This window comes from Caballeronia sp. HLA56 (assembly GCF_054655155.1).
Genome location: NZ_BAAHOB010000005.1, coordinates 2,820,630 through 2,844,948, shown reverse-complemented (window position 1 = coordinate 2,844,948; position 24,319 = coordinate 2,820,630). Strand labels below are relative to the sequence as shown.

The following is a 24,319-nucleotide window of genomic DNA, read 5'->3' as shown; positions in this document are numbered from 1 at the left end:
TCATTTCTCCTTTTGGCTCTTGCCCTTGTCCGGCTGGCAGGTGATCGGCCCGAGCTGTGGCAGGTCTCCGGCCTTCGGCGGGTCGAGCCTGAAACCGGCTGAACAGTCGCCTTTCGCCTCGTGAATCGTCACGTGGTTGTCTGAATCGAGACGGCGGAAAAATGCAACGCCGTCGTAGCCGACGATCGCCGCTTCGCCCGTACTCGTGAGCGTCGCCACGGCGCCGGCGGGCAAGGGCGCGCCCGTAATATCGACGAAACTCACCGACGCGCCCTGATAGCGCGACATGCCGAAGTGCGCGAGCGCACCCGAGCGCCGCTGCGGCGCGATGTCCAGTTTCGTTCTTTCGATGGATGCGTCTGGCGGCAGCGCGAGCGGGTCGATCGCCAGTTGATTGCGCTGATAGGAAGTCAGATTCGGCACGAGCAGATAGCCCTTCGAGTTCGTCACGCCGACAAAGCGATTCTCCTGCGTGACAGGAACATTGGGGACGCCATCGGTCGAAACGAGCGCGAACGCGTCGGTGACCGTGCGCGTCGGCAAGATGGCGCCGTCCATGATCGCGATGCCGCCCGCCATGTCCGTGCTGAGCGCCGTCGTGCCGTTGAAGCGCTGCGCGGTCGCCTCGAAATCGCCGAACTTCGAGCGATAAGTCGTTCCGGCGAAGGCATGACGATAATCGGCACCGGCGCCGCCTTGAACCGACCAACCCCAGCCGCCACCGTAGTCGGCGGGACGCGATGCGGTGACGTCGGCGGTCGTGTGTCCACCCGACTGCGCCACCGTCGTGCTGACCGACGTATTGCCGCCGAGCGCGATGGTTATGCCAATCGAACCGCCCCATACTCCGCGCTGCAGAAAGTCGCGATACGTGCTCGCGAAAAGCGACCAGCGGCTGCCGATCTGCGCGTTGTACGCAAGCGTGACGACGCGCGCGTGTCCCGAGAACGTGTCTTCGGAATCGACGTAGCTCACTGTCGCCGATTGCGACCGCATCAACGCGACCGATACGGTCGCCTGGTAAATATGCTGAAACACCGAGGTGCCGTCGAGGGCCGCGATATCGCGATAGTTGTCGGTCGCGTGCGTGGTCTGCAGCGTCAGCGAAGCCGCAGGACTGATGTACTGGTAGCCAAGACTGAAAAGCGCGCCGGTCGCGCCATTCAGCTTGCTGCCCGCGGCCGCCGCATTGAAGACGCCGAATTGGCCTGCGCGCACGATCGCGCCCGTGCCGGCGTTGCTTAAACCTTGCCCGCCTTCCGCGTGGGCTTGCAGTGTGAGCCAGTCGGTGATGCCATACGCGGCCGTGCCGCTGAAGACGGGCGATGCCTCGTACGACCAGGAGCGCAGCGTGTAATCGTCGCGCAGAAAGCCGAATTCCGCCGAATAGCTCGACAGGCCTTTTGACAGCAGATGCGTGTCGATATAAAGCGGCACGCTCGTCGTGACGCGACGGCCGAGCGCATCGGTCACGACCACTTGCGCCGTGCCCGCGCCTGTCAGACTGGGCGCCTGCGCGATCTGGAACGGACCAGGCGCGACGTTGCCGTTGTACTGGCGCAGACCGTTGATATACAAGTCGACGGCAGAGGGCACCGCGGCCGATCCGCTGAACATCGGCAGGGGAAACGTCACGAGATCCGGGCGCAGGCTGAAATCGCGCTGTATCTGGAAGCCGCCGAATCGCACCGAGCGCGTCCACGCGAGCGAGCCGGAGATGGCGTCGCCGAACGTCATCGTCATGAGTTTGGCCGGATTCGAATAGACCCAGTTCGTGTCCAGCCGCGTGTAGCCGTTGGTTCCGGCGCCGTTAAGGTAAGTGCCGGTGTTGTCGAATACGCCCGCCGGACTGAAGAGCCGCTGTTCGTTCCAGACGCCGAACTGACCGGCCGCCATTTCGCCCAGTTGGCGCGTGTACGTCACGTCGTAGTTGAGCGCGAAGCCGGTGCCGGGCGTTGCCTTCGGTGTAACGGGAAGCCGGTTGCCGAGGCGCTGCGCGATCTGACGCGACCGGTCGACGTCAAGAAGCGCCTGCTGACGCGCGGAGGAATAAGTGGCGCGCACGCCTGGAATCGATGAAACGGCGATCCATCCGTCTGCATCGGCATGTAAGTCGTCGACCCGGATGCCCGCATTTTCGAGCGTGGCGCGCTCGGCATAGAGCTGGCCGTGACGCAATTCGAAGTTGGACGGCTCGCCCAGGTTCGTGCCGTTGACGACGATCTCGAGCACGAGCGACTGCGTTTCTTGCGATTGCATGTCGAGCAAGGCGGTGCGCGGCGAGCCCGCGATATTCGGAACCTGGCTGGGCGAGCCGCCGGTGATATCGACTTGAGCAACAGCCGCTTGGGAGATCACGCCCAGTGAAATCAGGAGAGGAACACCGCGCGTCACGAGCCTTGGGCGAGTCGATCCATCCATGACGATGCACGCTGTTCCCGTGGCAACCCCGAACGATCAGGGCGCGGCCGGATTGCTCAACGATCCGTTCATGCTGGCGCCGTTCACCGTGGCGCTGACTTCGCCCGTCTTGCCGCGCATGGCGCTGGCCGCGTCGGGGAGTATCCATGAGCGCACCCGGCCTGGCAGCACGTAGCCGAGCAAACCGCCGGACACGCGCACATCCTTGTCCGATGTCTTAAGTGAAACAGTGCTCAGTTGCGCGTGAATGTCGCCATCGTTTTGCACTCGCAGATACGCCTTGCCGTTTCTTTCGACGACGGACCATTGCAGCTTCGGCGTGCTCGCCTCACCGCGCGGCGAAATGAATAGGGGTACGGAATATCGAAAGCGAAACTGAACCGCCGATTGCTTGTCGCCGCCGTCGGGCGGCAACTCGTCGATGATCAGGCGGTATGCGCGTTCCTGTGCAACGGGTGCGGCGTTGGCGCGAATGACGCGGATGACTTGCTGACCGCCCGCGGGCACTTCGGCGATAGGCGGACTGGCGATCAGATCGCGGGTAGGCGTGAGTTTGTCTTCTTCGTCGGACTGATCCCAGACGAAGGTTCGCACTTGAGCGTGAATCGGTTCATCGCCATCGTTACGTAACGTGACGACCTTGCCGTTTTCCGGGCCAGCGAGCTGGATTGAAACCGGAGATATCTGCAATGACGCGGCGAGCGAGGCAGCGCATTCCAAAAGCAGAAAGGCTGCCCATGCTGGTTGTGTAAAGCGTGGCATCGTCGGTCTCCCGAATTACTTCCGACGATGCCAGTGATATAGCTTTATTCGAGCTCTGGCAAGCTTTGCACATGAAGCGAAGCGAGTTGCCTCAGAACACGACCGTGGCGGTAACAGTCGAGCTATAGGTGCCTGCGGCCGGGGTGGTTTGCGACGGTACGCGGCCGTACACGACGAGGCTCTGACTGTCGCCATTACCTATACCCGAAGCCGTGTCGATGCCGGTCTGCTGGCCCCAGAGCTTGGTGCGGGCTGCATCGCGATACAGGTTGAAATTGACCGAGGCGTCGCCGGTGGCGTTGGCGAGCTTGCGCTTTGCGATGAGCGAACCGGCTGCCGTGCCGGCATCGAGCGCGACGTTGTAGGGCGTTCCGGAAGTGCAAGTCACGGCGAGGTTGCTGGACTGATCGACGTTGTCGGTAAGCGCGCCGGTGTCGCCGAAGTTCAAGGGGTTCGCCGAGATCGAGCAATCGTCTTGAACGTTGAGCGTCACGTCGAACGTTGCAGTCTTGCTGCCGGCGAAGGCGCTGGGCGTGGCGACGGCAACGGTGCTTGCAACGATAGCGATGATGGCGACATTCTTGATCAGGTTACGCATGCTTGAGACTCTCCGGTACGAATTTAAGCGGGAAGATTTCGATTCGGCGCTGCGTTTTTCTGCATCGCCGCGACATGTATGAATCATAGGGACGGGCGCTCTAAGACTGAATGAGACGAATCTCATTTGAGATAGCGTTGTGCTGCCTTTCCCTTGCTGCATCAGGAGACGCGGCTTTATTGGGATAAATTGCTGCGCCGTCAGATGCAAAAACGGCCTCCCGAAGGAGGCCGTTCCGTCTGCTTATCTACTCGCTTCAGAACACGACCGTTGCGGTGACAGTCGAGCTATAAGTGCCTGCGGCCGGTGTGGTTTGCGACGGTACGCGGCCGTACACGACGAGACTCTGACTTTTGCCATTACCTACGCCCGCTGTCGTGTCGGTGCCGGTCGTCTGGCCCCAGAGCTGCGTGCGGGCTGCATCGCGATACAGGTTGAAGTCGACCGTCGCGGTGCCGCCGGCATTGGCGAGCTTGCGTGTCGCGACTTGCGAACCGGTTGCCGTGCCGGCATCGAGCGCGACGTTGTACGGCGTGCCCGTGGTGCAGGTCACGGCGAGGTTGCTGGACTGATCGACGTTGTCGGTAAGCGCGCCGGTGTCGCCGAAGTTCAAGGGGTTCGCCGAGATCGAGCAATCGTCTTGAATGTTGAGCGTCACGTCGAACGTTGCGGTCTTGCTGCCGGCGAAGGCGCTGGGCGTAGCGACGGCAACGGTGCTTGCAACGATAGCGATGATGGCGACATTCTTGATCAGGTTACGCATGCTTGAGACTCTCCAGTACAAATATAAGCGGGAAGCTTTTGATTCGGCGCTGCGTTTTTCTGCATCGCCGCGACATGTATGAATCATAGAGGCGAGCGCTTTAAGACTGAATGAGACGAATCTCAATTGAGATGGCGTTATGCTGCGTTTCCCTTGCTGCATCAAAGGCTGCAGCTTTATTAAGATAGAAGCGCTGCGCGGTCAGATATAGAAACGGCCTCCCGAAGGAGGCCGCTGTCTGCTGCGATCGGGCCGCGCGGTGCGCTCAGATCAACCCTTCGGCCTTCAGCGCCGCCTGCACGCCGGCGCGCTCGCCCACGCGCGACCGATACGCCACGAGCACCGGCCATTTGCCGAGATCCAGATCGATGAACTTGGCCCAACCGAGCACCGTGAACAGATAGGCGTCGCCAATGCTGAATTCGTCGCCAAGCAAGTACGTCTTGTCTTCGAGTTGTTGTGCGGTGTAGGCGAGGCGGCGTTCGAGATTGCTCATTGCCGACGCTTTCCAGTCGCTGCTTGCGGACGGATTGAAGAACGGAGAGAAGTTCTTGTGCAACTCGGTGCCGATGAACGTCAGCCAGCCTTGCAGACGATAACGCGCCATGGCGTCGTTCAGCGGCGCGAGGTGCTTTGCGGGCGCTTGGTCGGCGATGTATTGCATGATCGCGGGACCTTCGGTCAGCACATCGCCATTGTCGAGGACGAGTGCGGGAACATAACCCTTTGCATTGATCTTCGTGAAATCCGCGCCGCTGGCGGTGACTTTCGCCTTCAGATCGACCGCTTCGATATCGAACGGAAGGCCGGATTCAACGAGCGCGATATGCGAGGCCAACGAGCAGGCCCCGGCTTTGTAGAACAGTTTCAAAGCGAATCTCCATAAATAAGGCTCGAAAGATTATGAAGGAGAGCGCTTGCGCCAGGCACGATCCACAATGAAATTAAGTGTCTCAATCCAGTATGTAGAGCCGCGACGAAGAAGAAGCCTTGGGCGCGCGTTCGAAGGCGGGATCGGCCGACATGTCGTGCAGAACGGCTTCGAGCGTATTGCACATTGCGTTCAGGGCGAGGTCGTTTTCTTCGAGGCCGAACGGATCTTCGATCTGTGCGGCGATTGCTTCGAGCGCCATGAACGCATAGGCGACGAGCAGCGCGAACAGTGGCGTGAGCATACCGGCACCATCGACGAGACCGAATGGCAGCAGCACGCAAAACAGATAGATGGTGCGGTGAATCATCACCGAATAGGAGAAGGGCAGAGGTGTGTTCGCGAGCCGCTCGCAGCCGCCGATGACGTCCGACAGCGCGTTGAGGTTACGGTCGATCGCGATGAGCGCGTAGCCGTCGATCGTGCCGTCACGCTGGCGTTGTGCGAGCCATTCGCCGAACCATAGCAGGATGATGCCCGGCTTGAATTGCGCGGTCGAGACGCGAGCGTGCAATTCGGGCGTCAGCCGTGATGCGAGATCGGCGAGCGCATCGGTGCCGCGCAACTGATGCCGCAACGCATGCGCAAAGCCGCCGATTGCCGCGAGGAAGTGCCGCTTTTGTAGAGGATCGAGCGAATCGGGCATCGACAGAATCTGGCGTGCGAGCGAGCGCGCCGTGATGAAGAGTTCGCCCCACAGTTTTCGGCCTTCCCACCAGCGCTCGTAACTTGCGCTGTTACGAAAGCCGAGAAACACGGCCAGCGCGATGCCCACGAGCGCAAACGGCGGCGTGCCCAGGTTCACTGGATAGTTGCGAATGTGATCGTGCATGAACATCGCCGAGATCGACAGCACGAAGATGAGCGCGAGCCTCGGCAGCAGTTGGGGCAGCACGGAGCCGCGCCAGACGAACAGCAACCGGAACCAGTTCAGTTTTGGGCGAATGATCATGAATGACTACCTTGTGCGAAGCGTGGTCGCTGTCGTTGTCGATTGATGCAGAAACAATCAGCATGATAAGCGGGCCGTAGAAAGCGGCAGCGAAACGACGCGCGCACTGCGGTGCATGCGCGTCCTGACGGCGAACATCGGCTACGCTGACAACATCCGGGATGTCGGTCCGCGTGTGCTACCGCATATCGTTTGAAGCGTCTAGAATGAAACCCAAACGAAGGGCAAGTAGATTCCGTTTAAGTTAGTAAAGCGAACTATTTCAGATGGCGTAAGCGAAACATGCGTCGAAGCCAGATGCGAAAACAGTCCGTGTGAATCCGCGATACCAGACCCCTCTCCAGTTGCCTGTTTCATTTCTTCTATGCCGGGAGTGCGCACGTATCGATACGCGTGATCTTGCATAGCCGATCGAGGAGAAGCAAACAACAAGCTCGGGCACCAATGCCGTTCGAAACTGGAACGAGGCACTGAGTGACTCGACGTTCTGAAAATGAGTCCGCTTGCCGACGTGTTTCGAATCTTTATCGAGGCAATTCGGCTCGTCGTACACAAAGCGGACGCTGGCTATTGAACGAGCGTAGGAGTGTCTCTCATGTTGCGTCACAAGAAGAAGGTTTTGGCAATGCTGGTACCGCTGGCCGTTCCATGCCTTGCGTGGAGTCACGGCACGATGGAAACGCCGATCAGCCGGGTCTACGCCTGTTACAAGGAAGGGCCGGAAAGTCCGACGTCCGCGGCGTGCAAGGCTGCGGTGGCCGTCGCCGGGCCAGCGTTTCTTTATGACTGGGCGGGCGTCAACCAGCTTCCCAATGGCGATCACAAATCGTTCGTACCCGACGGGCATCTGTGCAGCGCCAACAAGTCGAATTATTACGGTTTGGATCTTGGTCGCAACGACTGGCCCACGACGACGATCTCGCCCGACCTGAGCGGCAACTACGAGTTCGTCTGGAACGCGACGGCGCCGCACGTGACGCGCTACTTCCAGATATTCATGTCGGCGGATGGTTACGACTTCAATCAACCGTTGAAATGGTCCGATCTCGACAGCAAGCCGTTCTGCGAGATAACCAGCGTCACGCTCGACAACGGCCGCTACAAGTTGAAATGCAAATTGCCCGCAGGCAAGACAGGCAAACGCATCCTTTATGCGATCTGGCAACGCAACGATAGCGCGGAAGCGTTCTATGCGTGTATGGACGTGGTCATCAACTCGACTAAAACGAGCTGGCGCGAAGTTCGTCCAATCCCGACCACCGCGGTGGATCAGCCGGTCGGCACGAAGATCACCTTGCGGGTATTCGATAACGACGGTCACGATCTCGAATCGCTCAGTTACACGGTGACGCAGCAAACGACCGCTGCGGCCGACTGGGTGTATGCAATGGCCACGAAGATCAACACGGACTCCGGGCGCGTGCATCTCGGTCTCGTGGATAACAGCGGGAACATCGTGCCGCAGAAGGTCATGTCGGCGAACCGCATCTACGTCGATAGCGCGCAAGACTACAACTTCGCGATGGACTACACCGGAGCGCCCGCGCCAACGCCTGCGCCGTCGCCGACGCCCACGCCCGCTCCGACACCGACTCCCACGCCGGCCCCGACGCCAACGCCCACGCCCACGCCCGCTCCGACACCGACTCCCACGCCGGCCCCGGCGCCGACGCCAACGCCAACACCGACGCCGAGCCCGACGCCAACCCCTGCCCCGTCGCCAAGCGCGGGCGGATCGACGTGCTCGGTTGCCTGGCAAGCCGGCACGCTCTATAAGGCGAAGGAAACGGTATCGGATAGCGGGCACAACTACAGCGCGCGCTGGGAGAACTCCGACCAGCCATCGCGCAACGCGGGTAACGGCAAGTCGTGGCAGGACATGGGGACGTGCTCCGGACAGACCGCGTTGACATGCGCGCCGGCCTGGAGTTCGAGCAAGACTTACTCGACAGCCGGAACGAGTGTCAGCGTGAGCGGCATGAACTATCGCAACAAGTGGTGGAGTTCGGGCGTCGACCCGGCAACCAACTCCGACGGTGCATGGGAAAAAGTAGGAGCGTGCAAGTAGCAGTGCCAGCGTGTCGCGCCGGAGCGATTGTTCCGGCGCACACGCGGCGTGGATCGCTCATTTGAATGCGTCAGGCTTCGGCGCGAAACCTGCCCTGACGAATCCACTTGGTGGCAATCCACTTCTCGCCTTTTTCGACAGGCGTTCCGGCATGTAGCGTGCGCGCGTCGGTTTGACCGAGGTCATTGACATACTCGAAATACAACGCGCTGCCGCGACGCGGATGAATGCGCAAGCCGACGTCCGGAAAGGTGGTATCGCCGCCTCGTTCGACTTCGTTGAGATAAAGAATGACGGTTGCAATACGCTGTCCGCCGCGCAGCATGTGGTGCCGGCTGCCGGCTTGCTCTTCGGGAAAATAGTCGAAATGCGGACGATATTCGCCACCTATGCCGTAGCGCAGAATATGCAGGTCCTCGCCGTTCTCGATCGGTTGCCGCACGAGTTCGGAGAGCCTGCGATCGATCCTGGTGACGAGTGTATCGGTCGATGCGTTGACGAACGCGCCTTCGCTCTTGCGTTCCTCGATAGTGATCTCGTTGCCCGAGTCGGGATCGACGACCGATGACTGCTGCACCCGCGCGCGGCCGATATCGATCAACCTCGCGCATTCGTCATCGGTCAAGACGTCGGCCAACAGCGCGACTACCGGCGTCTCGCATGTGAATACCTTTAGCGCTTCGCAATCGCTCGCGCTCAGCACGCGACCATCGGGAAGCATGGGCTTGCCGTATCGATACACGCCGGGCGGATCATCGCCGTCATCCGACGTATCGCCTGCAATGTGACGCGCGATGATGGAGCGCGCGGCGTTCGGATGGAACGCGCTGGCGACCATTGCGTCGATGAGCGATTGATGCGTGCAGCCACGGCGGATATTCTCGTCGAGCCAGTTCTTCCATGTAGCGTCGAAGCGCGGATTCGTGCTCATCGTGACGTCATCAAAAAGCAAGAGTTTCGATTCGTCCCGAGCGGTGCGTGACAAGCCGACGCTCGGTTGAACGCTGAAAAAATCAGCTTTCATGGAAGCACAAATGCTGGCGTAAAACAACGGCATCCTTGGACAATCCGCCATTGAAGATCGTGCTAAAGAAGTGAATCGGCCAATGAATCGAAACGCTGACTGCATGGCGGTTTGGTTCGTTGGCTCGGTTCGTCGATTAAGCGTGGCGGAAGGCCCGAAGCACACTATTCTTGTGAAATGTCCGCACGTTCAACTGTAGCGCTCGTCTTGAGAGCCCGCACGCGTCATTCCATATCGACGCTGCTGGCCTGCGCGCTCGTGATGTCGACGAGGCAGGCGAACGCAGCTTCCATGTTGAGATGCGAGGCCGCGGATAATTCCGTCCGCTATGCGAGCGAGAATCTCGACAACGCGAAATGCAGTCGCGTGAATCTGATCTGGCAAGCCGCCTATCCGCCGGTGGCGTCGAGCGTTGCGCCAGCCCGTGCCGCCGCATCGGGCGATCCGGGCGCGCTGGCATCGAGCGTGGCGTTACCGCGTCGTGCAAGTCTTGCAAGGCGCGAAGCCGTCACGCCTGTCTATACCTACGTGGAAGACGGCGTCAGGCATTACCTCACGAAGATGCCGGTGGGCGTGGCGCAAAACGTCGAGGTCATCAAATTGCACTTCATGGAGACGTGCAGCTTGTGCGCGCCCGAAGAAAACATCGGCATCCCCGCCTTGAAGCTCGACTTGCGTTCATATCAACGTGAAATCGATGCGGCTGCTTCGACCTTCGGCGTCGATAGCGCATTGGTTCGTGCCGTGATTCATGCGGAATCGGCGTATCGCACGAACGCGATATCACGCGCGGGCGCACAAGGGCTCATGCAACTCATGCCCGCGACGGCGCTGCGCTTCAACGTCAACGATCCCTTCGATGCCGCGCAGAATATTCGCGGTGGCGTGAGTTATCTGGCGTGGCTGAAAACGCGCTTCAACGGCAACGTCGATCTCATGCTGGCGGCTTATAACAGCGGCGAATCGAGCGTCGACAAATACAACGGCGTGCCGCCCTACAGCGAGACGAAGATCTATGTCTCGCGCGTCAAGGAGTTGACCGAGCGTTACAAGAGCGGCAAATGACGATGGCACGGTCTTCGGAATCGGACGCACGATGCCGTCGTTCGCAGGCCGCGCGTTCAACCAGAACGAACCGTTGAACGCGTGCCCGTGGACGTTGCTATTGCGTGTTGTCTATCACGATCTGCCCGTTGTATTGAACCTTGCCGCGGAAGAAGTAGTCGGTGCAGGCTTTGTAGTCGCCGGGCGTGAGAAGCGAGAACGGCATCTGATAATCGACGAGCTTGCATCCGGTGACGGGCTTGCCGTTGGCCCACGCATAGTCTTTGTCCAGATACGCCTTGATTGCCGCGGCCGAGCCTTCCGTGAAACCGCGCATGTTCGCGCAGCCTAGCGGTTCGTCGGCGGGAATGGTGACGCCGAGTTCACGCGCGAACTCCTTGTACGCGTTGATGCGATTGGTGACTTGCGAGCGTTCCGCGCCCCCCTGACCGCACTCTATGCCGCCGTTGATGATGTAGATCGTCGCGCCGAAGCCAGGCTTCATGTTGTTGCCGACGTCGACGCTATTAGGCTTCCAGGTGCCGTCGATCGCCCAGGTCATCGGCGGCTTGGGCGTCTGCGGGGTCACGGCGAACCATACCGCCGAGGCGAAGTTCAGCCATGTATCCGCGACGCGGCCGGGGTCGTCGAGCAGCACGTTGGGGTCGCCGTATAGCGCCTGCGAGAACGGGCCGAAGTTGTAGTTCCAGGATAATTGCTTGGCGCCGCGCCCGAAGTAGTCGAGGTACTTGCCTGCCGCGTTCTTCGCGCACGGAAAGAAGATCCAGTTGGTCGCATGCGAGCCCGGCGCGCATTGTTGATACGCACCAACGGCCGAGCCTTCCTCGTAGCCCGACTCGCGAAGGAACCATAAAGCCTGCTGCCAGAACGAGATGGCCGTGTCTTGCGGCATTTTTGCGAGCACGACGTTGTTGTGGTCCGCATAGCCCGAGCGCACTTGCGCCGGCGTGAGCGACGGCCAGTTGGCGCCCGTCTCCTGAACGAAGTGCGCGAAGGACGTGGCGAGCAGCTTGCGGCAGATGGCGGCGGCGTCGCGTCCGTCCGTGTAATCGCCGCAGTACGCCGGAAACTTGGCGATACCGCGCAAGAAGCTGACGTAGGAGTATTTGATGTTGCGCACCGGGAAGAGCTGGTCGAACTTCGCTTCGCTTACGATCGACTCGACTCGCTTCACATTCGATGGATTCGCCGCGCGTCCGGGCGTGACGGCATCGACGTCGGTATCGGGCAGCACGCGCAGCGCGTCGCGGATCAAGCCGATCTGCCCGTTGGTCTGATCGACGAGTGTCTTCTCGGTCGCGTTGAACTGGGCGACGGTCGGATAGCCGGTGGGTTCGGGGATGTAGGTGATCTTCGGCTTGTAGGATGCGATTGGAGTCGGCGCTGGTGTTGGCGTCGGCGTTGGCGTTGGCGTTGGCGTTGGCGTTGGTACGGGCGCGGGAGCCGGCGTTGGTGTCGGTACGGGTGTTGGCGTCGGCGCTGGTACAGGCGCGGGCGCCGGCGTTGGCGTCGGAGTTGGTGTGGGCGCGGGCGTAGGCGTTGGCGTTGGCGTTGGCGCGGGCATAGGCGTAGGCGAAGGTGAGCCGCCAGAACACGCACCGAGATCTTCCCACGCACCATAGGCGCCCGATTGCGCCGGGTTGTCTCCCTGGGTCCACCACTTATTTCGATAGTTGCGGCCGTTATAAGTTATGCGTGTACCCGGTGTTGCATAAGCTTGGGTAGCAGACCACGCTGCAAAGCACGATGAAGTTGGCGTTGGCGTTGGCGTTGGCGTTGGCGTTGGCGTTGGCGTTGGCGTTGGGGCGGGTGTTGGTGATGGCTTTGGAGCTGGCGCAGGCACAGGAGCCGGAACTGGCGCAGGAGCAGGAGCAGGAGCAGGAGCCCCCGCCGCCCCCACATCCTTCCAAAGCGTCGGCGTAGTCGCAGGAAACCATCCCGCGCCCGGATATGCCGTATGCGCCTGCTGCGCCTGATAAACGCGACCGCTATAAGTCACCGTGGCGCCAGCCGCATAGGTCGCGCCTTCGCGCCATGCTTCCTGCGCGGACACGATGCCGGCATGCAATAGCAACGCGGCTGGAAGCATCGCCAACTTTCTACGAACGGTCAACATCTCAGCACCTCTTTTGGAACGCGACGGCCAGCAGCTGCACATGCCGGCCCGATAAGAAAACTACCTTCGATTCATGCTCATTTCCGGGTAGCTCGTGAACTTCCAGTCTTCGTAGCTCGTCTTCAACGCGAAGCTCGCGTCCTCGTCGGAGAAGCCATCCGTTTTCAGCGGCGTTTGCTTCGATGAGCTGTACACGCCGTACAGCTCGCCATTGGGGCCGCGCACCGTTTGCCATTCGCCGTTGGTCATCGGGTCGGTGTATGCATCGCGCAGGTATCGGCGCACGAAGGACGCGCGCGAGTCGCGCAACAGGTCATCGAGGCTTTTCGGAAAAGCGCCGCCAGGGTCGGCCTTGACGTACTCACGAATCGCGTTGCGGATTGCATCGCCCTTTTTCAGCAGTTCGAATTCGCGGTTGCGCTGAATCTGCGTGCTCCATACGGTGCCGATCTGCATCAGATAGATGCCGATGAGCGCCACGCACATCAGCGCCCACAACATGCCGAAACCATGCTGCCGCTTGCGCGATGCAAACGCTCGACGCGCTCGATCCGAATGCCGCCCGCGCGCGCTACCAGCTGCCGTAGTCGGTGCCATCCCTGGCCTTGCCTTTTGCGCCGCTGCGCACGTTATAGACGCCGGGCGTGCCGTCGTTGGGCGGCTCGGTCGTCCAGGTCGTGCGGCTTTGCGCGACCGGGTCCATCGGCACTTCACGCAGATAGCGGCGCTCGACCAGTTCGTTGAGCGATTGCGGATAGCGCCCCTGATCGCCGCGAAAGCGGTCGATGGAATCACGCATGGCGGCGAGATTCTCCTGCAGCACGGTTTCCTTGGCTTTCTCCGCCTGCCCGAAGTAGCGCGGCACGACGAGCGTGAGCAAGGTCGCGATGATCGCCAGAACGACCAGCAATTCGATTAGCGTGAAAGCGCGCAGCATTCGTTTGTTCATGACGCTCACCACTTGCGGTAAGGGACGCCGTTGAGGCCGGTTCCTTCCGAAAGCGAGTAGACGTCGTAGACGTCGTTGCCTTCGCTCGGTGAATCGGCGGAACTCGAATAAGCGCGCTTGCCCCAGGTCTGTTCATCCGAACGGCTCGGGCAATCGCACATCGGATCGCGCGGAACACGCCGCAGGAAGAAGATGCGCGCGTGAGTCGGATTGGTCTTGTCGACTTCGCCGTCCACCAGTACGTCGAGCTTGGCGGGATAGCCCGTTTCGCCGAGCGGACGATCGAACTTGCCGGCATCGCCGGCGGCTTTGTAAGCATCGATGGCATCGCGAATACTCCATAGGGCGCGCCGCAATTCGTCTTCGCGGTTGCGTTGCGCGGTCACCTGCACGAGCGGCGCCGCGACCATCGCCAGCACCGCGATGATCGCGAGCGTGATGAGCAACTCGATGATCGTGAAGCCCTTGTCCATGGTCGCGGCTGGTTGCACGTGTCTAGGGTTGGGTCGGCGGCGGCGAGGTCGCGGCGGGTGGCTGTGGCGGCGGCGTGGGTGCGGGCAGCGCCATTACGGGCGGCGGCGCGGAAGGCGTCGGCACGGGCGGAGGCAGGGCAGGCGCGCTGCCCGCGCCGCTTGGCGGAACGCGCACGCTTGCGTTCGGTCCGACCGGGTCGCGCTCCGTCGAAATGCGCGTCTCCGTGCCCGAATCGAAGGACACGACATTGCCCGCCGGCATGGCCTGATTGCGCACGATGCGCGGCGTCAGCATCAGCACGAGCTCCGTCTGATGCTGGTCGTTCGCGCGTGTGCCGAAGATCCGGTCCAGCAGCGGAATGCGGCTCAGGCCTGGCAAACCGGAGCCGGACGCGCGCTCGTTGCGCTGCAGGAGACCCGCGAGCAGCTGCGTTTCGTTGTTGCGCACGCTCATCACCGTTTCGGCCGTGCGAGTGCCGATCTGATAGGCGACCAGTCCCGTCGTCGTCGTGATCGTATCGGTAACGTTCGACACTTCCATGCGCAACTTCACCTGCACTTCGTCCGAGTTGACGATCACGGGCGCAACTTCCAGCGTGAGGCCCACGTCCTGATAGTTGATGCTCTCGGAGCTGAAGTTGCTGGAGAGCGTCGTCGTGACCACGGGCAGACGGTCGCCGATCAGCACCTTCGCCTTCTCGCGGTTTCTCACGCGGATGCTCGGGTTCGCAAGCGTCTTGGTTTTGCCCTGGTTCTGCAGCATGTCGATACCGACCGGCCCGATCCTCACGAGCACGTCGCTGCTGTTCAGGTTGCGCAGTTGCTGCAAGGTCAGCGTGCCCGGCGCGCGGGTCGAGGCATCGGAATTGGTCCCGTCCGGCATGAGCGCGAACTCGATACGATTCGGATAGGAAATGCCCATCTGCAGCAGATCGGATGACGATACTTCGAGAATCTGCGCGTCGATGACGACTTCCGCGGGCGTCACGTCGAGCGCGCGGATGATCCGCTCCGCGACCTTGATGGTGTCCGGCGCGTCGCGCATGATGATCGCGTTGGTGCGTTCGTCGAGCACGGCATCGCGCGTCTTGACCATCTGCTTGACCGCCGCGAGCACCTGCGCCGCCTGCGAGTTCTGCAGATAGAACGTGCGCACGACGAGGTCCTTGTATTCCGTTTCCTTGTCGGGCCGCTTCGGGTAGATCAGGATCGAGTTGCCGCTCACCACCTTGCTCGCGAGCTGGTTCGCCTGCAGGACCATCGTCATCACTTGCTTGACGGGCGTGTTGCTCGCGAAGATGGTCGTCGGCGCGGCGGCCTGCACTTCGCGGTCGAAGGTGAAGTTCAGTCCGGTAATGTTCGACATCAGCTCGAAGATACTGATAAGCGGCTGATCCCGGAACTGCACCGTGATCGGCTGATTGAGGTCCTTGTTGAGCTTCGGTTCGAGGTCTTGTCCCTTGGGCGCGAGCAGCAGGTCGCGCAGACGGATGGCGCGCGCGTTGTCGGGCTGCTTCGAGAGCACGTCGTTGAGAATCGCCATCGCCTGGTCCGGTTGATCCTGATAGATCGTTTCGGCGTATTGCACGGCGGTGTCGATGGGCGCCTGCTTCTCGATCCACGCAATCATCTCGCGCGGCCCGTCGTCGCCGGGCGCGGCGGCCTGAGCCTTCTTCGCCCACGCGATCGCCTGGGCCGAATCGCCCGCGCGGTACGCAACACTTGCGCGCTGCAAGTACTCCAACGAAACCTTGCGACGCAGGCTCACATACCAGTTGTAGATTTCCAGGTCGTCGGGATACTGCGCGCTCTGCTGCGCGAGCAATTCGAGCTGCGCGTCGGGCGGCATGGTCCCCAGACGGTTCTGCAGATCCTTGCGATGCATCTCGCCCGCGCACGCCGTCAATAGCGGAATCAGGACCCAGACCGTAATGTCTTTGAGCCGGCTCATTTCAGTTCTCCGAGCGACAGCGTTTGTCGGCGCTTCAACGGCAAGTACATGAACCTCACTTCTTTACGGTTGATGTCCTCGATCTTGTAGGCGTTGAGAAGCACATCGCCCTTACGCAGGAAACCCGTTTTCTTGCAGTTGATGCAAAGCGGGAACTCGCGTCCGGTGCCGCTCAGAACGACGTAGAAGATGCCTTGCTGGTCCAGCCACAGCGAACGGACGACGAAAGGCAAGGGCGGCAAGGGCGGCGGTGGCGGCGGCTTGATGGATTCGGGCGGCGGAGGCGGCGGCGGTGGCGGCTGCCAGTTCTGCATGGGGAAGATGTTCACGGCGGCAACGCGGGTATCCGGCGCGGCGTTGGCTTGCGGCGCACTTGCCGGTGCAGGCGCGCTCGCTCGTGAAACTCGCTCCTTCGTGGCCACCGCCGGAGGACGATCCGCCTCGTCGTCGGGCGCCCCGCGAAACCATACGAACAAGATCAAGCCGAGCGTCACGACGAGCAGCCCGCTTATCGGCCACGAGATTCTCAGGGTTCGCATATCGAGCGGCTTCACTTGGCCGCCTCCACGACGAACGAACATTGCAGGCGAATTTCGAGATCGGTCACGCCGATATTCGGCCGCGACAGCGTGAGCCGCTCGCAGCGAATGCCCGGCAAGGTCCGCAACTCGGAGAAGAAAGTACGAAATTGCAGATACTGACTCGAAAACGACGTCTCGACGACAAAGCGGCGGGAGGGCGAATCCTTGTCCTGCGCGGCCATCTGATACGTGATTTGCGGCATCGAGATACCGTTCTTCGCGGCGATCGCGTGCAGGCTGTGCAGGAAAACGAAGTAACGCTGCTCCGGACTCGTCGGCGCCACGGCTTCGTCCGGCATGGGCGGCGGCGGTTGTTTCAGCTTCGCGGTGCGCGCATCGAGGTCGAGCTCGCGTGCGGCGATGTCGTTGCGAAGCGGCAAGATCTCGACCAGCGCGATGATCGCCGCGCTGCTCAGGAGCAGTAGCGCAAAGAGCCCGAAGGTGCCGAGCCGCCACTGCGCGCGGCGCAGTTCCCAAAGCCAGCGGCTCATCTGGAACCTCCGGCGGAAGACGCGGCCACATCCGGCGCCGACGCGCCCGTTGCCGCCTGCGTCGCGAACGGGCGCCACGTCACCTGAAGCGCGGTTTCCACGGTTTTGACAGGCGGCCCCGGCTTCTCGCTCTGCCGCTTGATCGAGACGCTTTCGGCGGCGGGCTGCGCCTGCAGCCAGTCCGCATAGGAGATCGCTTCCTGCGCCGAGCGCGTCTCGAACTGCATGTTGATGGTGCGCGATGCGGTCACGATATCGAGCGAGAGCATCGCGATATTCGGTTGCCAACCGCCTTCGATCAGACTGCGCGCCGGTTCCGCCGCATAGCGCTGCTGCGCCATCAAGGCGTCCGCGCGGGGATTGCGCGTGCCGCGATGCGCCCGGCCAATGCGCTCGAAGCGTTTCTCCTCCTGCGCGACCGACGCTTCGCGTTCATCGAGCGCGGCGCCTTGCTCCTTGAGCTTGTCGCGATACTGCATCGTCACGAACAGCACGACGACGCCGAGGGCGAGCGCAATCAGCCCGGTCGCCACGCCCGGACGATTGGCCCGATGCAGGTCGATGGCGGGCGCTTTCATGGCGAAGCCTCCCATGGCGCGGCAAGCCATTCGACGAGCGTTGCATCCGCGACCCAGGGATCGGCTGCGCCCGGCCCGATGGCGTAACAGCGCTCGGGCGGCTCGGTGGCGGCGAGCACGAAGGCGTCGCGCAGCACGTCGTCGAGCGGGCCCGCCACCGGCAGCGCGATGAAGCCGCTCCAGCCGCCGCCGCGCCGCAAGCCGATATGCGCGATGGCCGCGCCGCTTGCCGCCTGCTCCAGTTCCACGACGGCGATGTTGCCGTCGCGAATGTGCGGCGCATGCTTTTGCATGGAGAAGGTAAAGCCCGGCTCGATACCGAGCAATTGCAGCCGTCGCGTCTTGCATAAGCGCTCGATGCCCGCGCACAGCGCCTCGGGCATCGCGGCGGCGAGGCGGCCTTGTTGCCACGCGCCATCGGTGACGGCGTAGCGCCACGGCTCGGCGCCCGCGCCCGCCTGCACGGCCTGCATGCGCGCCATCGACACCCATTGCTCCGGCTTGGGATGCGGCCGCCACGGCAGCGCGTAATAGCGCACGAACGGCGCGCCGACGACCACGCGCAGACCGTGCAGCCCAGGTCGCGCGGGCTTCGGCGCGAGCGCCTCGATGGCCTTGAGCGCGGCCGCCGTGTCGCCCGGCGTCGTAAGGGCTTCGGTATTCACGTTGCTCGCGACGCCGGACTCTCGCACGCGTTCGCCATCGACCCATAGCGTCACGCGCGGCATGAAAGCGCCCGCGCGGGCCGTGCCCGTGCGCCTCGAAGGGCGCTTCGCGACGGCGCTCATCGCTCCGACCAGATCCGACCAACGTGACATGTTCCGTCTCCGCTATGCCGGTTCGACGATCGTGACGCGGTTGACTTCCGCGAGCGTCGTGCGGCCATCCGCGACCGCGCGCAGGGCGATCTGGCGAATCGGCACGAAACCGCTTCGATTCGCGAGTTGCTTCAGTTCGATCAACGGCCGCCGTTCCACGAAGCACTGCTTGATCGCGTCGTTCATGCGCAGCACTTCCGCAATCGGCTGACGCCCGAGATAGCCCGTCCGGCGGCATGCCTCGCAGCCCGCGCCACGGCGAAAGCGCCAATGCGCAACCTGCTCGCGCGTGAGCGCGGAGGCAAGCAGCGTGGCGTCGTCGGGCACCTCGTCGTCGCGCACGCAATGCGGACAGTTCTTGCGCATGAGCCGTTGCGCGACGGCGCCGAGCAGCGCATCGACGAAGCTGTGCATGTCGACGCCCATGTGAAGGAAGCGATCCAGCACGGAGAACACGTTGTTCGCGTGCACCGAGGTCAGGACCAGATGTCCCGTGAGCGCGGCCTGCACGGCGATGCCAGCGGTTTCGCCGTCGCGGATCTCGCCCACGAGAATCTTGTCGGGATCGTGCCGCAAGATCGAACGCAGGCCGCGCGCGAAGGTGAGCCCTTTCTTGTCGTTGATCGGAATCTGCAGCACGCCCGCGAGTTCGTATTCGACGGGGTCCTCGATCGTGATGATCTTCTCGTCGCCCGTGTTGATTTCGGTGAGCGTGGCGTAGAGCGTGGTCGACTTGCCCGAACCAGTCGGGCCCGTCACGAGCAACAGGCCGTAGGGCTCGCGCGCGATCGAGCGAATCGACGCTACCGTGTCCGGGTCGTGTCCGAGTCCGTCCAGACGCAGCGTCGTGCTGTTTGCATCGCCGCGCTGCTTGTCGAGCACGCGCAGCACCGCGTCCTCGCCGTGAATCGACGGCATGATCGACACACGAAAATCGATCTCGCGCTGATTGATGAACGCCTTGAAGCGGCCGTCTTGCGGAATGCGCCGCTCGCCGATATCGAGCTCCGCCATGACCTTGAGCCGCGAGAGCACTTGCTCCGCGACATCGGTGCCGGGCGCGGACGCCGTTTCCTGCAGCACGCCGTCGATGCGGTATTTGATGACGAGACCCGTCGCGGTGCTCTCGATATGAATGTCCGAGGCGCGCGCCCTGAGCGCGTCGTACAGCGACGAATTCACGAGCCGGATGACGGGATGCACGTCCGCCGAAAGCGTGGCGAGCGTGATCTCCACGCCCGCCGCGGCGGCGTTGCCGGTCTTGCTGTCGACATTGACCTGCGTCAGCGCCTGATGCGCGGACTCGTGCAGCGCGAGATACGCCATGAGCTCGCCCGGCACGCAGAAGGCGAACGCGAATGGCTTCTTAACGCGCTGCATCGCCCAGGCACGCAGCGGCGGATCGAAAGGATCGGCAAGCACGAACCACAGGCGCGCGTCGCTGTCGGCGGCAAGCAGACAGCGGCGCGACATGGCTTCGCCGAACGGCAGGAGGTCGAAGCGCGGTTCGAGCGTTTCGAGCGCGGTGGCGTCGAAGCCGCGCAGGCCGATGGTCTGCGTGACCTTCTTCAGATAGTCGGCGCCGTCGTGTTCCGCTTCGTCCCAGAACTGCTGCTGCTTCGGGCGCGGGTCGCGCACGGGGTTCGCCTTCGCGGGCGTATCGGTGGTCTGTTCCATGTCTTATCCCACGCTTCCGGCCAACTGAAAAATCGGCATATAGAGCAGAAAGATGATCGTCCCGACGATGCCGCCCACCACCAGCATCAGCACCGGCTCGACCACGCGCATCAGCGTGTCGATCGCGCGGTCGAGTTCCTCGTCGCAGAATTCCGCCGAGCGCGTCACCATGCCGGCCAGCTCGCCGCTCTGCTCGCCGACGCGGATCAGCCGCTCGGCCACCGGCGTCGTGAGATTCGCGGCCGGCAACGCGCCGGACAGCGACTTGCCCGCGCGCACTTCGTCGAGCGCGCGCGCAAGCGCGGACTGCATCAGCGATGGCAGCAATTGCGCGGAAAGTTCGAGCGCCGCGACCATCGACATGCCGCCCGCGAGCAACAGGCCGAGCGTCCGGTAAAACCGTGTCAGGGCGAAGAGCCGTTGGTAATCAGCGAGCTTGGGCAGGCGCAGCACCGCGCCGAACAATCTGCCGCGCACCTTCTCGTTGCGCAGCGCCATGATCGCGCCGGCGAGCGCGGCCACGATGCCCGCGAGCAGCACGCCGCCGTGCTCGGCGACGAGGTTGCCCCAGGCGAGCATCATGCGGGCGGAGAAGGGGATGTCTTTCATCGACGCGAACACCTGGCTGAACTTCGGAATCACGTAGAACGCGAGGAACAGGATGATGAACGCGCCCGTGGCGATCACGATGGACGGATACACCATGGCCGACACCACTTTCTTGCGCACCGCCGCGAGCCGCGCGTCGTAGTGGTGATAGCGCTTGAGCGCCTCGGAAAGATGCCCCGTCTGTTCCGCCGATGCCACGGTCGCGACATACAGCGGCGGGAAATGTTCGGTTTGACGCTCGAGCGCCCGCGACAACGGCTCGCCTTCGTAAAGCGCGGTGACGATGCCTTGCAGCACCGTCCGGTTGAGGCCTTCCTTGCTTTTGTCGCGCAACGTCTCGACCGTTTCGACGAGACTCAGGCCCGCTTCCAGAAGCGCGATCAGTTCCTGCGTAAAGAGCGCGCGCTCGAATACGGGCTTGCGCAACGAGAGACCGCGCGACTTCTTTTCCACGGGTGTCGCTTCGATCAGCGACAAACCCATGTCGGCCATGTTCTGCCGAAGTTGCGTTTCGTCCGCTGCATCGAGCTCCAGTTCCTGCTGGCCGCCGTCGGACTCGACCCGCACGCGATATCGCATGACTGCCGCCGAATCCATCATTTGCCGATGATGTCCGCGTCCTCGCCCGAACCGCCGGGCTTGCCGTCGGCGCCGTAGGTCATGAGGTCGTAGTCCTTGCCGTTCTCGCCGGGCGAGCGGTAGACGTACGGCTTGCCCCACGGATCGTTCGGAATGGCGCTGCTCATGTACGGACCTTCCCAGCCCGAGGTGTTGCCGACGTTGCTCATCAACGCCTGAAGCCCGGCGTCGGTGCCGGGAAAGTGGCCAGTGTCCAGACGGTATCGATCGAGCGCGTCTTCGATACCCTTGATCTGCGTCGCCGCTGTCTTGGAGCGCGCCTTGCCGACTTCACCGAAGAGCTTCGGGCCGACATAGCCCGCCAGGAGCGCGATGATGAGCAGCACCACCAGCAACTCGAGCAAGGTAAAGCCGCGCTCGCGCCAGCCGAGGTTGTGCCGGGAGAGTTTCGTTTTCGACACAGCGGCCGTCGAGAACGCGGCATTCGTCAATCGATCCTGCATGGCTGCCCCTGATTCATTGCACTGCGCATCGTCTGCGCCCGGCGTCACGCACCGGGCGCAGTCGCGCGGCCGATCACTTGTTGACTTCGCTCATGACGCTCAGCAGTTCCGCGTTGGCGGCGTCGCCGTCCAGCTCCCAGCCGAAGACACCGCGCAGACTGAACTGCTTCACGTAGGCGTTCTTGACGCGGATCGTGGTGGGCGAGTCGTAGGACCAGAAAGTCGTGCCGTCGAACTTGTACGACTGCTTCGTCACCGGATGCTCGTACACCGTGCCTGCGGCGCTCTTCAAGAGCCGGTAGTCCTGGATGCCGGCCTCGTACTTCCCGGGCGCTGTCTTGGTGGCTTTCTGATAGAGCCCGTCTCCCTTCGGTCCCGGCGTGACGCCGGTCCAGCCGCGCCCATACAACGGAATGCCGAGAACGATCTTCGACGACGGCACTCCCGCTTTCAGCAAGGCCTGGATGGCGGCATCGGTGTAATAGGTGTTGCCGGGAGCGCCCGCCATGTTCGGGCTGGCCGGGTCCGGATACAAATGCGACTGGAAGTCCGTCGGGCCGGTGCTTTCCCATCCGCCGTGATAGTCGTAAGTCATCACGTTGATCCAGTCGAGCGGCTTGCTGTAGTCGCCCGGGTTGGTGCTGGCGATCTTGTCGCCACCCGCGCCGATGGCGACCGTGAGCAGATAGCGTTTGCCGTTTTGCGCGCCCATGGCGTCGAGTTGCTTGCGGAATTCCGTCAGGAGAAGCGTGTAGTTCTCCTTGTCCTTGACGTCGTACGTGTTATAGGGCTGACCGCCGCCGCCGGGAAATTCCCAGTCGATGTCGATGCCGTCGAACACGTTCGCTGCGACGCCATCTCCGCCCGCGTTGGAGGCAGCATCGAAGGGCACGTTGCCCTTGATATAGACATCGATGCACGACGAGACGAGCTGCTTGCGCAGCGCATCGGTAGCGCTGGCCTTGCTGAACCACTTCGACCAGGTCCATCCGCCGAGCGAAATGATCATGCGCACGTTGGGGTACTTGTCCTTCAATAGCTTGAGCTGATTGAAGTTACCCTTGAGCGGACCGGACTTGCCCTGACGTGGATCGCCATAGGGCCAGTCCCATGCATCGCTCTTGCCGTTGACCGATTCGTTCGCCGAGAAGCCTTTTTGATAGTCGGCCCAGGCATCGCCGCCGGTGCCTGCGTCCGGGGCGTTCTCGTTGGTCGCACCCGGTTCTGCCTTGTTGATGATGCCGCACTCGTAGCCGCCGTTCTTTTGATAAACGTTGCCGAATGCGTAGTTGATAAACGTGAGCAGCTTCGCCGAGCCCGATGTGTCGACATCCTTGACCTTGTAGTTGCGGTCGTAGATTCCCCATTGCGCGAAGTACGCGCCGACTTCACGCGCGCCGGCGGGAGCGGGCGTTGGTGTTGGCGTAGGAGTCGGGACCGGTGTCGGCACGGGTGCCGGCGTAGGAGTCGGGACCGGTGCTGGTGTTGGAACCGGCGTTGGTGTCGGTGTCGGCGTTGGAGTCGGAACCGGTGTTGGTGTTGGCGTCGGAACCGGTGTTGGTGTTGGTGTTGGCGTCGGCGTCGGCGTTGGAACTGGCGCTGGCGCCGGTGTCGGCGTCGGACTTCCCGAGCATGCGCCTATGTCTTCCCATACGCCGTATTGCCCAGACTGCGTCGGGTTATCGCCTTGGGTCCACCACTTGTTTCTGTAATTGCGTCCATTGGCCGTGACGCGCGTACCCGTCTGTGCATAAACCTGCGATGCCGACCACGCAGCGAAGCAAGCCGAAGGTGTCGGAGTGGGAGAGGGTGTTGGCGTTGGAGTCGGCGTCGGGGTTGGTACGGGAGTTGGCGCAGGAGTCGGAGCGGGTGTCGGCGCAGGTGTGGGCGATGGTGCTGGCGTAGGCGTAGCCGCGCTCACATCGCGCCATAAGGTCGGCGTGCTGGCCGGAGTCCACCCAGCGCCTGGATAAGCCGTATGCGCCTGAAGAGCCTGGTATGTGCGCCCGTTGTAGGTGACGGTCGCGCCCGCCGCGTAGGTCGCACCTTCCTGCCATTCGGCGCCCAACGCATTGATTGAATAAGCGACGAGCGCAGCCAGCGTCAGCGCAGTAGTCTTCGACTTCATGCCAAGGCGATTCATGAGAACGGCCTCCTTACTCGGTTTGTTTGGTTCGTTTCGATCCGCGACTCATTTGCGCTGACTGAATTGTCGTCAAGCCCTCTCTTATAGGGCTCGTGCGATCATTGATAATCCAGCGACCAAGGCGAGGCAAGCCGAAAATCGGATATTAGGTTTCCTACGGAAAAATTTTTAAGGGTGGACGAAGCGTGTTTTCCTTGACGTTTTTTTCTTGTGAGAATGACGTCGATTCGTTCAAGGAACTCGTTGAGAGAAGCGAAGCGAATA

23 protein-coding genes and 2 pseudogenes are annotated in these 24,319 nt (G+C 62.2%); 2 read left to right on the top strand and 23 right to left on the bottom strand.

The features are described 5' to 3' along the window. The 6 genes from ACYQ47_RS32875 to ACYQ47_RS32850 all read right to left on the bottom strand — a co-directional run bounded on the left by ACYQ47_RS32875 (position 1) and on the right by ACYQ47_RS32850 (position 6,427). A complete protein-coding gene (locus ACYQ47_RS32875; protein ID WP_459908957.1) occupies positions 1–2,421 on the bottom strand; it encodes a fimbria/pilus outer membrane usher protein in 2,421 nt (806 codons plus the stop codon). 36 nt (positions 2,422–2,457) lie between these two features. Continuing rightward, complete coding sequence (locus ACYQ47_RS32870) at positions 2,458–3,183, bottom strand: fimbrial biogenesis chaperone (protein WP_250491933.1); 726 nt, start codon at positions 3,181–3,183, stop codon at positions 2,458–2,460. Between the two features lie 91 nt (positions 3,184–3,274). After that, the gene (locus tag ACYQ47_RS32865; protein WP_244827294.1) at positions 3,275–3,781 is read right to left on the bottom strand and encodes a Csu type fimbrial protein; all 507 of its coding nucleotides are present in this window, start codon (positions 3,779–3,781) and stop codon (positions 3,275–3,277) included. Positions 3,782–4,037: 256 nt separating this feature from the next. Next, positions 4,038–4,544 (bottom strand): Csu type fimbrial protein, encoded by a 507-nt coding sequence (locus ACYQ47_RS32860; protein ID WP_244827295.1) that lies wholly within the window; start codon positions 4,542–4,544, stop codon positions 4,038–4,040. Between the two features lie 265 nt (positions 4,545–4,809). Continuing rightward, a complete protein-coding gene (gene gstA / locus ACYQ47_RS32855; RefSeq protein ID WP_250491935.1) occupies positions 4,810–5,415 on the bottom strand; it encodes a glutathione transferase GstA in 606 nt (201 codons plus the stop codon). A gap of 82 nt (positions 5,416–5,497) precedes the next feature. Further along, on the bottom strand, positions 5,498–6,427 hold the full coding sequence (locus tag ACYQ47_RS32850; protein ID WP_250463598.1) for a bestrophin family protein: 930 nt from the start codon (positions 6,425–6,427) through the stop codon (positions 5,498–5,500). Positions 6,428–7,022: 595 nt separating this feature from the next. On the opposite strand from ACYQ47_RS32850, the gene ACYQ47_RS32845 reads away from it, so the two are divergent. Next, positions 7,023–8,495 carry a lytic polysaccharide monooxygenase gene (locus tag ACYQ47_RS32845; RefSeq protein ID WP_310395165.1) on the top strand — a complete coding sequence of 491 codons (1,473 nt, stop codon included), beginning with the start codon at positions 7,023–7,025 and terminating at the stop codon, positions 8,493–8,495. Between the two features lie 70 nt (positions 8,496–8,565). Here ACYQ47_RS32845 and ACYQ47_RS32840 read toward each other — a convergent pair whose 3' ends face one another. After that, positions 8,566–9,426 (bottom strand): 2OG-Fe(II) oxygenase, encoded by an 861-nt coding sequence (locus ACYQ47_RS32840; protein WP_250508679.1) that lies wholly within the window; start codon positions 9,424–9,426, stop codon positions 8,566–8,568. A gap of 384 nt (positions 9,427–9,810) precedes the next feature. On the opposite strand from ACYQ47_RS32840, the gene ACYQ47_RS32835 reads away from it, so the two are divergent. Further along, positions 9,811–10,584 carry a lytic transglycosylase domain-containing protein gene (locus tag ACYQ47_RS32835; protein ID WP_459908952.1) on the top strand — a complete coding sequence of 258 codons (774 nt, stop codon included), beginning with the start codon at positions 9,811–9,813 and terminating at the stop codon, positions 10,582–10,584. Positions 10,585–10,681: 97 nt separating this feature from the next. Here the strand turns inward: ACYQ47_RS32835 and ACYQ47_RS32830 are convergent, their stop codons facing one another. From ACYQ47_RS32830 to ACYQ47_RS32755, 16 genes and pseudogenes are all read right to left on the bottom strand, one after another. Continuing rightward, positions 10,682–12,277 carry a glycoside hydrolase family 19 protein gene (locus ACYQ47_RS32830; RefSeq protein WP_459909416.1) on the bottom strand — a complete coding sequence of 532 codons (1,596 nt, stop codon included), beginning with the start codon at positions 12,275–12,277 and terminating at the stop codon, positions 10,682–10,684. 222 nt (positions 12,278–12,499) lie between these two features. Further along, positions 12,500–12,673: pseudogene (locus ACYQ47_RS32825) on the bottom strand (carbohydrate-binding protein); the annotation flags it as partial. Between the two features lie 87 nt (positions 12,674–12,760). Further along, positions 12,761–13,297 (bottom strand): type II secretion system protein, encoded by a 537-nt coding sequence (locus ACYQ47_RS32820; protein WP_250463611.1) that lies wholly within the window; start codon positions 13,295–13,297, stop codon positions 12,761–12,763. Further along, positions 13,272–13,649, bottom strand: a complete 378-nt coding sequence (locus ACYQ47_RS32815) for a type II secretion system protein (RefSeq protein ID WP_244827303.1) — start codon at positions 13,647–13,649, stop codon at positions 13,272–13,274. The genes ACYQ47_RS32820 and ACYQ47_RS32815 overlap by 26 nt, the downstream gene beginning before the upstream one ends. 5 nt (positions 13,650–13,654) lie before the next feature. Beyond that, on the bottom strand, positions 13,655–14,122 hold the full coding sequence (locus ACYQ47_RS32810; RefSeq protein ID WP_244827304.1) for a type II secretion system protein: 468 nt from the start codon (positions 14,120–14,122) through the stop codon (positions 13,655–13,657). Between the two features lie 22 nt (positions 14,123–14,144). Further along, a complete protein-coding gene (locus ACYQ47_RS32805; RefSeq protein ID WP_250463613.1) occupies positions 14,145–16,073 on the bottom strand; it encodes a secretin N-terminal domain-containing protein in 1,929 nt (642 codons plus the stop codon). Further along, complete coding sequence (locus ACYQ47_RS32800) at positions 16,070–16,627, bottom strand: hypothetical protein (RefSeq protein ID WP_309841819.1); 558 nt, start codon at positions 16,625–16,627, stop codon at positions 16,070–16,072. The genes ACYQ47_RS32805 and ACYQ47_RS32800 overlap by 4 nt, the downstream gene beginning before the upstream one ends. Beyond that, entirely contained in the window at positions 16,624–17,145 is a 522-nt protein-coding gene (locus ACYQ47_RS32795; RefSeq protein WP_244827307.1) for a hypothetical protein, read from the bottom strand. The genes ACYQ47_RS32800 and ACYQ47_RS32795 overlap by 4 nt, the downstream gene beginning before the upstream one ends. Then, a complete protein-coding gene (locus tag ACYQ47_RS32790) occupies positions 17,142–17,723 on the bottom strand; it encodes a hypothetical protein (protein ID WP_244827308.1) in 582 nt (193 codons plus the stop codon). The genes ACYQ47_RS32795 and ACYQ47_RS32790 overlap by 4 nt, the downstream gene beginning before the upstream one ends. Further along, complete coding sequence (locus ACYQ47_RS32785; RefSeq protein WP_250463620.1) at positions 17,720–18,541, bottom strand: hypothetical protein; 822 nt, start codon at positions 18,539–18,541, stop codon at positions 17,720–17,722. The genes ACYQ47_RS32790 and ACYQ47_RS32785 overlap by 4 nt, the downstream gene beginning before the upstream one ends. 12 nt (positions 18,542–18,553) lie before the next feature. After that, positions 18,554–20,218 (bottom strand): GspE/PulE family protein, encoded by a 1,665-nt coding sequence (locus tag ACYQ47_RS32780; RefSeq protein WP_250491944.1) that lies wholly within the window; start codon positions 20,216–20,218, stop codon positions 18,554–18,556. Between the two features lie 3 nt (positions 20,219–20,221). Further along, positions 20,222–21,406, bottom strand: coding sequence for a type II secretion system F family protein (locus ACYQ47_RS32775; protein WP_250508685.1), 1,185 nt, complete (start codon positions 21,404–21,406; stop codon positions 20,222–20,224). Between the two features lie 17 nt (positions 21,407–21,423). Beyond that, positions 21,424–21,909: a type II secretion system major pseudopilin GspG gene (gene gspG, locus ACYQ47_RS32770; protein ID WP_459908946.1), complete on the bottom strand. Its 486-nt coding sequence runs from the start codon at positions 21,907–21,909 to the stop codon at positions 21,424–21,426. A 73-nt stretch (positions 21,910–21,982) separates the two neighbouring features. Next, positions 21,983–23,359, bottom strand: a complete 1,377-nt coding sequence (locus tag ACYQ47_RS32765; protein ID WP_459909414.1) for a glycoside hydrolase family 18 protein — start codon at positions 23,357–23,359, stop codon at positions 21,983–21,985. After that, positions 23,298–23,543, bottom strand: coding sequence for a hypothetical protein (locus tag ACYQ47_RS32760; RefSeq protein WP_459909444.1), 246 nt, complete (start codon positions 23,541–23,543; stop codon positions 23,298–23,300). Before ACYQ47_RS32760 ends, ACYQ47_RS32765 begins: the two co-directional genes overlap by 62 nt. A 26-nt stretch (positions 23,544–23,569) precedes the next feature. Continuing rightward, positions 23,570–24,037 (bottom strand): annotated as a pseudogene (locus tag ACYQ47_RS32755) (carbohydrate-binding protein); the annotation flags it as partial. Between the last annotated feature and the right edge of the window lie 282 nt (positions 24,038–24,319).